Here is a 13539-nt window from a genome sequence, read left to right as displayed (position 1 = left end):
TTTATTTCAATGCATCCATTTGCATTTGGGTGAGCTCACGAATGCCTTGTTCCGCAAGATCCAGCAGCGCATTTAACTCAGCTCTAGAGAAGGCTGCGCCTTCAGCAGTGCCTTGTACTTCAATCATGCCGCCTTTACCAGTCATGACCACGTTCATATCGGTATCGCAAGAAGAGTCTTCTGGGTAATCCAAATCAAGCACTGGCGTGCCTTCATAGATGCCAACAGAAATAGCGGCTACGCTATCAATGATTGGATCCTTGGTGAGAGCACCGCTCTTTAGAAGCTGGTTAACAGCATCTCTTGCTGCTACATAGGCTCCAGTAATAGATGCCGTACGTGTGCCACCGTCGGCTTGTAATACATCGCAATCCAGATGAATGGTTCTCTCGCCCAACACTTTCAAGTCAAAAACGCTACGCATCGCTCGGCCAATGAGGCGCTGAATTTCTTGGGTACGTCCTGATTGTTTGCCGCGCGCAGCTTCACGATCGCTGCGGGTGTGCGTAGAGCGGGGGAGCATGCCGTACTCGGCGGTTACCCAACCCTCGCCAGAGCCCTTTTTATGGGGTGGTACTTTTTCCAGGATGCTGGCGGTGCAGAGCACTTTGGTATCCCCAAAGGCAATTAATACCGAACCTTCCGCATGCTTGGTAAAGGCTCTAGAGATGGTAACTGGGCGCAAATCTTTTGGCTGACGGCCGCTTGGGCGGGCAATATTAGCTGGGCTGGTGGCGCTCATAAAAGGGGGTCCTGTGGGGTTAGGGTCTGAATCGGGTCTTGTTCAATAATGAATCTACAATGTCCATATGATATCGAGCATGACTGGTTATGGCAGCGCTTCTCGCCAAGTCTCCTTAGGAGCGGGTGTAGTTGCTGATCTGCAGGTGGAATGTCGGGCTGTAAATAGCCGCTTTCTGGATTTGGGATTTCGTCTTCCGGACGAATGTCGAGGGGCTGAGCCTGCCTTGCGGGAAATGGCCACTCAAAGCCTCTCTCGTGGCAAGGTAGAGTTCCGCGCTGCTTGGCGAGTCAATGCTGGGGCAGCTAGCTCGGCTAAATCCAATCCACATGCACTAGGCGCTATTAACAAAGACCGTTTAGACGCTTTATATACCCTACAAGAAAAAGCCCAAGACGCCTTTCCTAAAGCGCAAGAACTGAGTATTGCTGAAGTATTGCGTTGGCCTGGTGTTGTTTCTGAGCCGCGGGGCGAAGAAGATAGTTGGATTACTGCCGCTGTTGAAGCAGGGCGTGCAGCTCTTGCAGCGCTGATGGAAAGTCGTCACGCGGAAGGCAAGGCCTTAGTTGGTGTTCTCACTAACATTACCGGTAAGATGCGTGACATTGTTAAGGTGATTGAACCCAAGGTTCCTGAATATGTAGCGCAGTACCAGGAGAAGTTGACTGAGCGATTGGCTGAAGCTTTGGCTGCACAAGAGCAGGCTAAGGCAGGGGCTGAACTCATGGAACGTATTCGTCAAGAGGTTGTCTTGTACGCAGTACGGATTGATGTCGCTGAAGAGTTCGCACGTTTAAAAACCCACCTGCAGGCTGTAGATACTGCGCTCACAGGTAAAGGCCCAGTAGGCAAGCGTTTGGATTTTCTGATGCAAGAACTCAATCGCGAAGCCAATACCTTAAGTTCCAAATCTGTATCGGAAGAGTGCACCCAAGCAGCGCTAGAGCTCAAACTGTTTATTGAGCAAATGCGTGAGCAAGTTCAAAATCTTGAGTAATTCTTGAGTAAATAATTAATCATGACTAACGCTATTTCAACTCCATCCTATCAAGGCAGCATGTTGATGATTGTGGCACCATCCGGCGCCGGTAAATCATCTTTAGTGAATGCTTTATTAAAAGATGACCAGGGATTAAAACTTTCTTTATCGACTACCACTCGCGCTCCAAGGCCTGGAGAGGTGGATGGCAAAGACTATCGTTTTTTGACCAAAGAAGATTTTTTGCAAGAACGTGATCAAGGCCATTTTTTGGAGTGGGCAGAAGTACATGGTCATTTCTACGGTACATCCAAGCCGTGGATTGAATCGCAAATGCAAGCAGGTAGCGATGTTATGTTGGAAATCGATTGGCAGGGCGCCCAACAGATTCGTAAATTAATTCCTTCCGTGCAGTGGATCTTCATATTCCCGCCGTCTATTGAGGCTTTAGAGGAGCGCTTACGTAAACGGGGTCAAGATGATGAGGCCACCATTGAGCGGCGCTTAGCAGCTGCTCATATCGAGCTCACGCATGCCCATGAGGCGGATTACATCGTTGTGAACGATTCCTTTGATCAGGCTTTAGTGGATTTGAAGCATATTTTGGCTTCTAGCCGCCTGCGTTCTGGGCCCAGTATGGCCAGAAATCCAGCGCTTTTGAAGCGTCTCGGGGTCTAATCAGTTATCCTATAGGTATTGAAGCTAAATTAAGTGAGTTCAGCATGGCCCGTATTACTGTAGAAGATTGCCTTAAAACGATTCCAAACCGATTTGAATTGGTTTTGGCTGCCACTTATCGTGCGCGCCAATTGGTGCAAGGTCACTCCCCACGTGTTGAGTCCAGAGATAAAGCTACGGTAGTTGCATTGCGCGAAGTAGCCGCTGGTGTAACCGACCGTGACATGTTGACCAAAGTACCTCTGTAATTTAGGAGTTCCGGTGTGGAGCTCCCTCTTGGACAAGTCAAAACATCGGAAAACGTAGGAAGCATCTTGCCTAAAGATGCTGCACTTGACTCAGCTCAAGCGCAATTGTTGGATATCGAATCCAACACATCTCAAAGCGGTAAAAAATCGATCATTGCGAGTTTGTTAGCGCAATCGAGTCGTCATTTGTTTGGGCCTACCTCAGCACCCAATCTACCTCTCAAGCATCAGGTAGTTTCGATAGAGGGGTTGCTATCAAAGTTGACCTATCTCAAACCAGAAGAAATTGCGCAAATCAAAAAAGCTTTTCAGTTTTCGGATGCGGCGCATTTAGGTCAATACCGCCATAGCGGTGAACCGTACATCACCCATCCAGTTGCTGTTGCAGAGCTTTGCGCTACCTGGCGCTTAGATGCACCTTCCATCATGGCGGCATTAATGCACGATGTGATTGAGGATACCGGCTGCACAAAGGCAGATTTAGTTGAAAAGTTTGGCAATAAAGTGGCAGAGTTGGTTGAAGGCCTAACTAAACTCGATAAATTAGAGTTTCAGAGTCATGCTGAGGCGCAAGCGGAGAGCTTTCGCAAGATGTTCATGGCGATGGCACGCGATGTTCGCGTTATCTTAGTCAAGCTGGCTGATCGTACGCACAATATGCGCACTCTTGATGCAGTGCCGATGGAGAAGCGTCGTCGTGTAGCAGCGGAAACCATTGAAATCTATGCACCCATTGCTCACCGTCTCGGCCTGAACGTCATTTACCGCGATCTCCAGGATCTAAGCTTCCGTTACTCGATGCCGATGCGTTTTAGAGTGATTGAAGGAGCTGTAAAGCGGGCGCGAGGCAATCGCAAAGAAATGGTTGAGAAGATTTTGCAAGCTTCTCGTATGGCATTCGCTAAAGCCAATTTAGAAGTCGATCTTCGCGGTCGTGAAAAGACGCTCTTTAGCATCTATAACAAGATGCGCTCTAAGCATTTAAGCTTTTCGCAGGTATTGGATGTGTATGCATTTCGCGTTACCGTTCATTCGATCGACGAATGCTATCGCGCGCTAGGTATTTTGCATTCTTTATATAAGCCAATGCCTGGCAAGTTTAAAGATTACATTGCCATCCCTAAGTTGAACGGCTATCAATCCTTACACACTACCTTATTAGGCCCATCGGGCGTGCCGGTTGAGTTTCAGATTCGCACAACTGATATGCATGCCGTTGCTGAGGCAGGGGTAGCAGCACATTGGGCCTATAAAGATGGTTCGCCCGATATGAGCGAGGTACAAAACCGCGCTCATCAATGGCTCCAGTCTTTGATTGATATTCAAGATAGTAGTGGCGATTCACAAGAATTTTTAGAGCACGTCAAAATTGATTTGTTCCCAGATGCTGTGTATGTATTTACACCTACTGGACAGATTAGGGCGCTACCAAGAGGTGCTACTGCTCTCGATTTTGCTTACTCCATTCATAGTGATCTTGGTAATACTTGTGTGGCAGTAAAGATTAATGGTCTGCAATTGCCCTTGCGTAGCGAGCTTAAAAATAGTGACATTGTTGAAGTCATTACTTCTGCAAGCTCACAGCCTAATCCCGGTTGGCTCGCTTTTGTGCGAACTGGCAAAGCCCGCGCTTCTATACGTCATTCTTTAAAGACCAAACATTATTCCGAATCTCTACAACTGGGTGAACGCCTATTAGCAAATGCATTGCGCCAGCAAGGTGTAGATGCTGCATTGCTGAGTCCCGAGATTTGGGAAAAGCTTACCCATTGGACGGGCGACAAAAACAGAGAAGAGGCTTGCGTCAATATTGCTTTGGGTAGACGATCGCCGCAAGAGTTGGCCATACGCCTCAAAATTTTGATTGATGATGAAGGCGGATCAGAGCAGATGCGCTTGGGCGCCACTGATTGGGTTGCGCCAAATCAAGAAATCAATCACCATCAACGTCAAGCGATTTTGGTGGATGGCCGTGAAGGTAATTCGATTCACTTTCAAACTTGTTGCCATCCAATTCCAGGCGATAACATCATTGGTTATCTCGGCAAGGGTGAGGGATTACAAGTTCATACCAATGACTGTCCTATAGCCTTACGCATGCTCTCCAAAGATAGCGATAAGTGGGTGGAGGTGGAGTGGGGCAAAGAACTCAATCGCGAGTTTGAGCTTGATTTGGCCATTGATACACGCCAAGGTAAAGGTGTTTTGGCTAGAGTTGCCAGTAGTGTGACTGCAGCCGATTCCAACATCATGAATGTTTCTATGGAAGACCGCTTTAAAGAGGATTCTGTAACCATTCGCTTTACGATCCAAGTCTATGATCGCTTGCATCTCTCTAGAGTGATGCGTAGTTTGCGGGCCAATCCTGATGTGATGCGAGTCACGAGAACGCGCGCTGTTTAGTTTTACAAATATTGAACGTCTAAGATTTCAATTTCAGCAGGACCGGTTGGCGTCTGAATGAAAACACAATCACCAATGCGCGCCTTAATAAGTGCTTTTGCAATCGGTGATACCCAGCTGACATGCCCTTTATCCAAGTCGACTTCATCCACCCCCACAATCGTGATAACAGTCTCTTTGCCGGATTGAGCACCCTCTAGCGCGGAGTAGGTGACAGTTGCCCCAAAGAAGACCTGGTCGGCGTCATTTTCCCCGGATTTTCGGGCGGAATTATCGACAACTACCGCAAATTCGAGGCGTTTATTGAGAAAGCGAATACGCCTGTCGATCTCTCTGAGACGCTTTTTCCCGTAGATATAGTCGCCATTTTCCGATCGGTCACCATTGCTAGCGGCCCAGTGCACCACCTTGACAACCTCCGGTCTATCAAGGTTTAAGAGCTGTAGGAGCTCGTTTTTGATGCGCTCGTGACCAGCGGGGGTGATGTAGTTCTTCTCTTCCATGGCATAATTATGGCTGTTGCGGCTGTAGCTCAGCTGGATAGAGTACTTGGCTACGAACCAAGGGGTCGTGGGTTCAATTCCTGCCAGCCGCACCAACTTATATGAGGGCCTAGTTGCAAAACTGGGCCCTTTTCATTTTTAAGCCTTTTACATCACTTAAACCTGTATCCCTTATAGTTGGGTTATGAGCAATTCTGACACCATTTCTGCCGTTTCTGAGGCCCCAGTTGCTGTTTGGTCGCAAATAAGCGCTGCCTCTGCGAAGGTGTCACTTTCGGGTGTTATCAACGCTTACTCCCTAGGTGGAGTCTGGACTCAAATTCGCGATTCTCAAGATGCTTGGCTAAAGCAAGGCGATAGCAAGGCGAAATCACTCAGCGTCGATTCTTCAGGCGTCGCTTCTTTAGATGGTGCTGGCATCGCATTTTTGATCGCAATAGAAGAAGCGCAGACTGTTGCGGGCGGCAAATATGAATTAACAGGATTGAACTCACGTTATCAACCTCTATTAAAAGAGTTTGATCCCATCAATAATTTATTTCCGACGCCATTGGAAAAACCCAAAAGAAGTTTTGTGGTTAGCCTGGGGATGGCAGTTCAAAACATCATTGATGACACCGTAGGTTTAATTGAATTCATGGGTCATCTGTTTTCGGATTTAGTGTGGTCTGTCAGAAACCCAAAGCACGTTCGATGGGGTGACTTTATCAATGCTGCTGTCGAGGCAGGTATAGCGGCATTGCCAATCGTTGGATTGGTAGCTTTCTTGATTGGTGTGATCTTATCTTTCCAGGCTGCAATTGGTATGAAACAGTTTGGCGCAGTATCTTTTGTAGGCCCGCTGGCAGCGCTAGGCATTGTTCGCGAAATGGGCCCCTTAATTACCGCTATTTTGTTGGCCGGTCGTTCATCAGCAGCCTTTGCAGCCGAGATTGGCACGATGACGGTAAATAGCGAAGTAGATGCTTTAGTTTCAGGCGGCTTAAGCCCCATGCGTTTCTTGGTTGTGCCGCGTGTTCTTGCAGGCATTCTAGTTGCGCCGATTTTGACTTTATTTGCCGACATCGTCAGTATTTTTTCTTCGATGTTGACAATGTTGATCTATGGCATTCCATTTATCAATTTTTACAATGGAATGTTGTCTGCTGTAGATGTTGAAGATATTCTTTCTGGATTATTAAAGGCAACTCTCTTTGGCGTGGTTATCTCGGCAATGGGTTGTTTGCGCGGCATGCAAACCGGTAATGGCGCAGCAGCGGTGGGCATCTCTGCTACCCGTGCAGTGGTCAGTAGTATCGTCATGATTGTCATCGTTGACGGTATTTTTGCCTTCATTTCCTATAAAACAGGTTTCTGATGGACGCGCCGACTACTCCTAATAATTCACCTTACGCCATCGACGTACAGAACTTGACAGTCGGGTACGGCTCCAAGGTTTTGATGCAGAACCTTAACTTCACCGTCAATAATGGTGAAATTTTTGTCATTCTAGGGGGCTCAGGTTGCGGTAAATCGAGCCTTCTTAAAAACCTATTTGGTTTATATCAGCCATTGGCGGGTAATGTCCTGATTGAAGGACAAAATATCACCACGGCTACTGGAGCTGAACGTCAAAAGATCATGACTAGTTTTGGAGTGATGTATCAGCAGGGCGCTCTATTTGGATCAATGAATCTGCTGGACAACGTCACACTGTTTATGCAGGAGTACACCCAGCTCACGCAGGCACAAATGGATCTTCTAGCGCGCTGTAAGCTCGACTTGGTTGGCCTCTTGCCTTACGAGACTTATATGCCGAGCGAAATCAGTGGTGGCATGCAAAAGCGTGCTGCGATTGCAAGAGCAATGGCACTGGATCCTAAAATATTGTTTTTGGATGAACCTTCTGCAGGCCTTGATCCAATCACCTCAGCAGATCTTGACAGCACCATCCAGGATCTATCAAAAAACCTCGGCATTACCTTTGTAATCGTATCTCACGAGTTGGCAAGTATTTATGCTATTGCTGACAAAGTCATCATGTTGGATAAGGGCGCAAAAGGCATCATTGCTGAGGGCGATCCAAAAGTATTAAGAGATACCAGCAAGGATCCTAGAGTGCATCAATTTTTCAATCGCATTATGAGTAAGGACGCAGCATGAGCAATAACTCAAATCCGAATTATTTCCGCTTAGGCATTTTTGTTCTGGCTGGAATAGGGGTGCTATTGGCAGTGATACTGATCTTTGGATCCGGACAGTTTTTTAAAAAATCTTTCTATATTGAAACCTATATTAAACAGTCTGTAACTGGCCTAGATACTGGTGCTGCAGTGCGTTTTAGGGGTGTAAAGGTGGGCCAAGTCAGCATGATTGGTTTAACGGGAGATATTTATGAAAAAGATGTTCCCTTTGAAAAGCGTCGTCAGTATGTGATTGTGCGTATGCAAATTTATGGCGAACAAGTGGATATGGATCATCTTAATGACTTCGTGAAAAATAATTTACGGGCACGTGTTAAGTCCATGGGTATTACCGGCGTCAATTACGTAGAGTTTGATTTTGTCTCTGGCGCCAACCATACTGAGGCACTGCCTTATAGCTGGAAGCCTGACTACCCAGTCATTCCATCTTTACCTAATCAGGCTGATGAAATCATCTCCGGAATTCAAAAGCTCATCGGAGCTCTTAATGATATGAATATCGATGGTACCCAGAAGAAGCTAGATGCTTTGTTGGGTAATCTGAATGTCATGATGGCTGGTGATGGCAAAAGCAATGATGGCATGATTGAGTCAGTCAAACAATTAAACCTCATCATGGCTCGGATTGCCAAGGTAACTGACAAAGATGAGCTGGGCATTCTGATGCGTGAGCTTGTGGGCACGATGGTGACCTTACGTCAAACAGTCTCTAGCATTCAAGGCGATACGAGTGTCACAATTGAGAACCTGAAGCAGGTTAGCGAAAATCTCAACGAATTTAGTCGAATTGCTAGCCAATCGCCGTCAAGCTTAATTTGGGGTGAGCCTCCCGCAAAAATTACACCACCGCTGAATGGCACAGGCGCTTCAGGAGTACAAAAATGATGAAACGAATTCTCTTTATTGCAGCAATTCTGGGATTAGTCTCATGCTCTTTGCCTACTAGAGCGCCAGTAGCGCCAACGAGTTGGATGGTAGCCCCTGAGCGAACCGGAGCTGCGCTACCAACACGTTCGGATCTCTGGCTCAAGATTGGGCCAGTCACGGTAGCGCCGCCATTTGATGCAAAGTCTTTGGTATACCGTCTAGGCGATCAACGGTATGAGAAGGATTTTTATAACATCTACACCGTGATCCCTTCGGAGATGATCTCTAATGCGGAGCGCAAATGGTTTAACCAAGCCAACATCTTTTCTGCGACGGTTGGTCAAGGCAATACCTTTTTCCCTTTTTATACCTTGCAGCTAACAGTGAATGAGTTTTATGGGGATTACCGCATTAAGCCTGAGGCAGTAGTCAGTGTGGAGTTTTTCCTATCTGCAGCTACCGCAGGAAAAACCAATCCCTTGATTGGTGCAAATCGATATACAAAACGCGTAGCACTTAAAGACAATACCCCTGAGGCACTTGTTTTAGGCCAGCAACAAGCCTTAGCTGAAATCTTCCGTGAGTATGAAGTTCAGCTTTCCAAGTATGCGGCCAATTTACCAAAACCTTTGGGTCAGTAAGCTTATGAAAATCTCATCTTTTGTCCTCACTAAACTTTTCAGTGCAGCTGTTCTTTTAGCTGCAAGTTCAGTTTCTGTTGCTCAAGTTCAAAATTTCCCAGTTAAACCAATTCGCTTAGTAGTGCCGTTTGCGCCAGGTGGAAGCACCGATATCATTGCGCGTGCGGTAGGAGATGCCTTAGGGCGTCAATTAGGACAGCCAGTCATTGTTGAGAACAAGGCAGGCGGTGGCGGCTCTATTGGTGCATTAGAGGTGATGCGAGCACCTAAAGATGGCTATACCATTGGCATGGCAACGGTATCGACTACGGCAGCCAATCCAGCGATCAACCCCAAGATTGGCTACGATCCCATTACTGATTTCACGGCCATTAGTAATATTGCTGCGACACCCAACATCATCGCGGTGAATCCGTCATTTCCAGCCAAAGACTTTAAAACGTTTATGGAGGTCTTAAAGGCGAACCCAGGTAAATATTCATACTCTAGTTCTGGTACCGGTGGCATTGGGCATTTGCAAACTGAATTATTTAAAAGTTTGACGGGTGTATTTATTGTGCATATTCCTTATCGTGGTGCTGGTCCTGCATTGGCCGACACTGTTGGTGGCCAAGTGTCAATGATTTTTGATAACCTGCCTTCCTCTTTGCCATTTATCAAAGATGGCAAGCTAGTACCGATTGTGATAGCCGCACCCAAGCGTTTAGCTCAGTTGCCCAATGTTCCCACCTTTGCTGAAGTGGGTTTAGCACCAGTGAATCGCATGGCCTACTATGGACTTTTGGGGCCGGCCGGTATTCCAAAAGAGATCGTGGATAAATATACGGCAGCACTCCAAAAAGTGGTTGCAGATCCAGCGGTGAAGAAGCGCATTGAAGATACCGGATCCATTATTAATGTGAATGGTCCTGATGCCTTTGCAAAAGAAATTAAAGCGGAGTACACCGTTTATAAAGAAGTGGTTGCAAAGCAAAAATTACAGATTGACTAAAAAATATAAAAATTAGTTTTTGGAGACAACATGGATTTAGGAATTCAGGGGAAGGTCGCCTTAGTGATGGCATCAAGTCGTGGCTTAGGTCAAGCCATGGCAGTATCGCTGGCACGTGAGGGCGTGAAAGTGGCTGTCACTGGACGCAATGCTGAAGGCTTACAGGAGTCTGTTAAGTTAATTGAGGCTGCTGGCGGTAAAGCATTGGCACTTAACTGGGATTTGTCGGATTTATCAGTCATTGATTCTTTGATCACCAAGGTAGAAAAAGAATTAGGGCCAATTGACATCCTTATTAACAACACTGGTGGTCCGCCACCAACACCAGCGGCCGGCCAAGATCCGGCACTATGGCAAAAGAGCTTTAACGATATGGTGCTTTCGTTAATCGCCATTACAGATCGAGTATTGCCTGGTATGCGCCAACGTAAATGGGGTCGCATTATTACCAGCACCACTTCAGGCGCGATTGCACCTATCAAAAATTTAGCTATCTCCAATACATTGCGTGCCGCTCTCCTAGCTTGGTCCAAGACCTTAGCAGCTGAAGTAGCCGCCGATGGCATTACTGTCAACATCATCATGCCGGGCAGGGTGGCGACAGATCGCCTGCGTCAGCTCGATGAAGCTCGAGCAAAACGGGAGAACAGAAGCTACGAGGATGTGGTGAAGCTCAGCTTGAGTCAGATTCCGATGGGACGTTATGGAGACCCTAAGGAATACGGCGATACCGCGGCATTTTTAGCTAGTCAAAACGCATCCTTTATTACAGGCACTGTCATGCGTGTTGATGGCGGTCAAATTCAGGCGATTTGAGTCAATTGATACTTCGCTTCTTCAGTGATCTGAAGCGTGCTTTGCGCTCAACTGAATTAGCTTGGTTGTTTGTCGCGTTAACACTATCCGTTACAGCACTTTCTAGTGTGAGTTTTTTGGCGGATCGCATGCAAAGAGCGTTTGCATTCGACGCTCGTCAACTCTTGGCATCAGACTTGCTGATAGTTTCTGATCAGCCTTTACCTAGCTTGTTTCTAGAGGAAGCCCAAAGCAAGAATTTAAAGATTGCGCAAACAGTGGTGTTTCCCAGCATGGCTACTGTTGGTGCAAATAGCAAACTCGCATCCCTAAAAGCGGTTAGTCCTCAATACCCCTTACGCGGATCATTGCGTGTTCAGTCGGTAGCCAGCAGCAACACACTCAGCTCTGGGCCCCAACAAGGTGTTGTATGGGTTGATCCTGCCATGTTAGCTAGCTTAGCTGCAAAAGAAGGTGACTCCATCCGGCTTGGCGACAAAATTTTTGTCATTGGCGGAGTCATAGAGCGTGAGCTTGATCGAGGTGCAGGCTTTATGAATTTTGCTCCTCGAGTGATGATGTCGCTGACTGATTTAAGCTCAACTGGTTTGATTGGTCTTGGTAGTCGGGTGACTTATCGATTATTGCTTGCTGGATCAGACGGGCAAATTGCTGCGTATGGAGCATGGGCAACTCAATATATTGAGAAAGAAGCGCTAAAGGGTGTGCGTATTGAAACCTTAGAGAACGCTCAGCCCATGATGCGCAAAACACTGGAACGTGCCGATCGTTTTCTATCCTTGATCGCCTTACTGACAGCGATGGTAGCTGCCGTTGCTATTGCCTTATCTGCGCATCGCTACACGCGTAAACAAGCGGATGCATGTGCGGTTCTCAAATGCTTAGGAGCCAAGTCCAATGCCATCCTGATGCGTCAGGGCCAAACACTTTTAACTCTGGGTCTGATTGCGGCTATTTTGGGTTCGCTGCTGGGCTATTTCGGTCAATACGTCTTAACGTTGCTCTTGGGTAACTTGGTCATATCAGAATTGCCGCAGGTATCACTATGGCCTGTCTTTTGGAGCATTCTGGTTGCCTGGTGTTTACTGTTTGGCTTTGCGGGTCCCGCTATATTTCGCCTGGTCAAGGTTTCGCCAATTCGTTTGATTCGAAAGGAATTTGATGGTGTTGATGTCTCCACATTTTGGACGGCGACTTTTGGATTGGCAGCAGCAGCTGTGCTGATTATGATGGCAGCGCGTGATTGGAAGTTGGCCTTATGGACTAGCCTGAGCTTTGCTGCTGCCATTGTGATCTTCAGTTTTGTCTCTTGGGGCATTTTAAGGCTGATTTGCTCAATACCTACTAAACGCTTTGCTTTGAGCTTTGTCATTCTCTCCCAGGGTCGTAGAACGGGATTAGCAGTCGTCCAAATTACCGCCCTTGGAATAGCTTTGATGGCGCTTCTATTGGTTCTTTTATTGCGCGCAGATTTCTTGAGTGCATGGCAAGGCAATATTCCTGCCGACGCACCGAATCGCTTCATGATTAACGTGCAAGAAGATCAAAAGCGAGGCCTTACACAATCTTTGCAAGACGCAGGTGTATTAGCTCCCCAGTTTTATCCAATGGTGAGAGGTCGCTTAACGGAGATCAATGGCAAAGACGTTACGCCAAACAGTTACACAGAAGAAAATGCAAGGCGTCTTGTAGATCGCGAGTTCAATTTGTCTTACACGGATCAAATGCCACCAGGAAATCAACTGTTGACTGGTAAATGGATAGAGGGTGATGCACCACAGATTTCGATGGAAACAGGTATAGCCAAGACCTTGAAATTGAAATTGGGCGACCAGCTCACGTTTGAGGTGGCAGGAGAAAAAATAACTGCCCCGATTACCTCATTGCGCAAATTGGATTGGGGCTCCATGCGGGTGAACTTCTTTGTCATCATGCCTGCCGCTCAGTTACAGGCATTACCGCAGTCATGGATTACTTCCTACTATCAAGCACCCAAACAAGAGTCTCTGGATTTTCAGTTGAGCCAAGCTTATCCCAACCTAACGATTGTGGACGTATCGGCTTCCTTGCAGCAAATTCAGGAAGTACTGAATAAACTCTCTTCCGTCTTAGGATTGCTATTGGCATTCACTGTCATTGCTGCAATTTTGGTTTTAATGTCTGCCATTGCAGCCACCCAAGATGAGCGCTATAAAAACGCTGCCTTATTAAAAGCTTTAGGAGCTTCTCGAATTACCTTATCTAATATTGCCAATATTGAGTTGCTCATGATTGGTCTTTTATCTGGTGCGTTGGCTGGTCTTGCCGCTGGAATGGCTGCTTGGGCCTTGGGCCGTTATGTGGTGGAGATCCAATTCAATGCATTTGGCGAGGCTCTATTGATGGGGATTGGCTTTGGAATCATCTCCTGCCTAGCTTCTGGATATCGCTTCCAGAAGAGGATTCAGAAGGCAACCGCGATTGAATGTTTACGTGAAGCCTAAGACCA

13 protein-coding genes and 1 tRNA gene are annotated in these 13539 nt (G+C 46.9%); 12 read left to right on the top strand and 2 right to left on the bottom strand.

Annotated elements, in window-relative coordinates:
* Position 1: 1 nt before the first annotated feature.
* On the bottom strand, positions 2 to 742 hold the full coding sequence (gene rph / locus PKF022_RS05500) for a ribonuclease PH (RefSeq protein WP_281776123.1): 741 nt from the start codon (positions 740 to 742) through the stop codon (positions 2 to 4).
* Positions 743 to 809: 67 nt separating this feature from the next.
* Here rph and PKF022_RS05495 point away from each other — a divergent pair, with 67 nt between their 5' ends.
* The 4 genes from PKF022_RS05495 to PKF022_RS05480 are packed head-to-tail and all read left to right on the top strand — an operon-like array spanning position 810 to position 5050.
* Positions 810 to 1739, top strand: a complete 930-nt coding sequence (locus PKF022_RS05495; RefSeq protein WP_281776122.1) for a YicC/YloC family endoribonuclease — start codon at positions 810 to 812, stop codon at positions 1737 to 1739.
* 21 nt (positions 1740 to 1760) lie between these two features.
* On the top strand, positions 1761 to 2399 hold the full coding sequence (gene gmk, locus PKF022_RS05490) for a guanylate kinase (protein ID WP_281776121.1): 639 nt from the start codon (positions 1761 to 1763) through the stop codon (positions 2397 to 2399).
* A gap of 44 nt (positions 2400 to 2443) precedes the next feature.
* On the top strand, positions 2444 to 2647 hold the full coding sequence (gene rpoZ, locus PKF022_RS05485) for a DNA-directed RNA polymerase subunit omega (protein ID WP_011902918.1): 204 nt from the start codon (positions 2444 to 2446) through the stop codon (positions 2645 to 2647).
* 15 nt (positions 2648 to 2662) lie between these two features.
* Positions 2663 to 5050, top strand: a complete 2388-nt coding sequence (locus PKF022_RS05480) for a bifunctional (p)ppGpp synthetase/guanosine-3',5'-bis(diphosphate) 3'-pyrophosphohydrolase (RefSeq protein ID WP_281776120.1) — start codon at positions 2663 to 2665, stop codon at positions 5048 to 5050.
* A gap of 2 nt (positions 5051 to 5052) precedes the next feature.
* Here PKF022_RS05480 and greB read toward each other — a convergent pair whose 3' ends face one another.
* Positions 5053 to 5553, bottom strand: coding sequence for a transcription elongation factor GreB (greB, locus tag PKF022_RS05475; protein WP_281776119.1), 501 nt, complete (start codon positions 5551 to 5553; stop codon positions 5053 to 5055).
* A gap of 18 nt (positions 5554 to 5571) precedes the next feature.
* Between greB and PKF022_RS05470 the strand changes: the two genes are divergently transcribed.
* From PKF022_RS05470 to PKF022_RS05435, 8 genes are all read left to right on the top strand, one after another.
* A tRNA-Arg gene (locus PKF022_RS05470) sits at positions 5572 to 5648 on the top strand.
* Positions 5649 to 5737: 89 nt separating this feature from the next.
* Positions 5738 to 6910, top strand: coding sequence for an ABC transporter permease (locus PKF022_RS05465; protein WP_281776118.1), 1173 nt, complete (start codon positions 5738 to 5740; stop codon positions 6908 to 6910).
* Positions 6910 to 7695, top strand: a complete 786-nt coding sequence (locus PKF022_RS05460) for an ATP-binding cassette domain-containing protein (protein ID WP_281776117.1) — start codon at positions 6910 to 6912, stop codon at positions 7693 to 7695. The genes PKF022_RS05465 and PKF022_RS05460 overlap by 1 nt, the downstream gene beginning before the upstream one ends.
* A complete protein-coding gene (locus tag PKF022_RS05455; protein ID WP_281776116.1) occupies positions 7692 to 8621 on the top strand; it encodes an MlaD family protein in 930 nt (309 codons plus the stop codon). The genes PKF022_RS05460 and PKF022_RS05455 overlap by 4 nt, the downstream gene beginning before the upstream one ends.
* The gene (locus PKF022_RS05450; RefSeq protein ID WP_281776115.1) at positions 8618 to 9244 is read left to right on the top strand and encodes an ABC-type transport auxiliary lipoprotein family protein; all 627 of its coding nucleotides are present in this window, start codon (positions 8618 to 8620) and stop codon (positions 9242 to 9244) included. The genes PKF022_RS05455 and PKF022_RS05450 overlap by 4 nt, the downstream gene beginning before the upstream one ends.
* 4 nt (positions 9245 to 9248) lie before the next feature.
* Complete coding sequence (locus PKF022_RS05445) at positions 9249 to 10235, top strand: tripartite tricarboxylate transporter substrate binding protein BugE (RefSeq protein ID WP_281776114.1); 987 nt, start codon at positions 9249 to 9251, stop codon at positions 10233 to 10235.
* A 30-nt stretch (positions 10236 to 10265) separates the two neighbouring features.
* Positions 10266 to 11051 carry an SDR family oxidoreductase gene (locus PKF022_RS05440; protein WP_281776113.1) on the top strand — a complete coding sequence of 262 codons (786 nt, stop codon included), beginning with the start codon at positions 10266 to 10268 and terminating at the stop codon, positions 11049 to 11051.
* Complete coding sequence (locus tag PKF022_RS05435; protein WP_281776112.1) at positions 11048 to 13534, top strand: FtsX-like permease family protein; 2487 nt, start codon at positions 11048 to 11050, stop codon at positions 13532 to 13534. Before PKF022_RS05440 ends, PKF022_RS05435 begins: the two co-directional genes overlap by 4 nt.
* Positions 13535 to 13539: the final 5 nt, after the last annotated feature.

The organism is Polynucleobacter sp. KF022, assembly GCF_027924105.1.
GTDB lineage: Bacteria > Pseudomonadota > Gammaproteobacteria > Burkholderiales > Burkholderiaceae > Polynucleobacter.
Note: the sequence above shows the minus strand (reverse complement) of the source record. Positions and strands in the feature narration are given on the sequence as shown.

Coding starts and splice junctions, on each gene's coding strand:
- PKF022_RS05495 (WP_281776122.1), top strand. CDS start 810: ATGATATCGAGCATGACTGGTTATGGCAGCGCTTCTCGCCAAGTCTCC.
- PKF022_RS05460 (WP_281776117.1), top strand. CDS start 6,910: ATGGACGCGCCGACTACTCCTAATAATTCACCTTACGCCATCGACGTA.
- greB (WP_281776119.1), bottom strand. CDS start 5,553: ATGGAAGAGAAGAACTACATCACCCCCGCTGGTCACGAGCGCATCAAA.
- rph (WP_281776123.1), bottom strand. CDS start 742: ATGAGCGCCACCAGCCCAGCTAATATTGCCCGCCCAAGCGGCCGTCAG.
- PKF022_RS05455 (WP_281776116.1), top strand. CDS start 7,692: ATGAGCAATAACTCAAATCCGAATTATTTCCGCTTAGGCATTTTTGTT.
- gmk (WP_281776121.1), top strand. CDS start 1,761: ATGACTAACGCTATTTCAACTCCATCCTATCAAGGCAGCATGTTGATG.
- PKF022_RS05445 (WP_281776114.1), top strand. CDS start 9,249: ATGAAAATCTCATCTTTTGTCCTCACTAAACTTTTCAGTGCAGCTGTT.
- PKF022_RS05465 (WP_281776118.1), top strand. CDS start 5,738: ATGAGCAATTCTGACACCATTTCTGCCGTTTCTGAGGCCCCAGTTGCT.
- PKF022_RS05450 (WP_281776115.1), top strand. CDS start 8,618: ATGATGAAACGAATTCTCTTTATTGCAGCAATTCTGGGATTAGTCTCA.
- PKF022_RS05440 (WP_281776113.1), top strand. CDS start 10,266: ATGGATTTAGGAATTCAGGGGAAGGTCGCCTTAGTGATGGCATCAAGT.
- rpoZ (WP_011902918.1), top strand. CDS start 2,444: ATGGCCCGTATTACTGTAGAAGATTGCCTTAAAACGATTCCAAACCGA.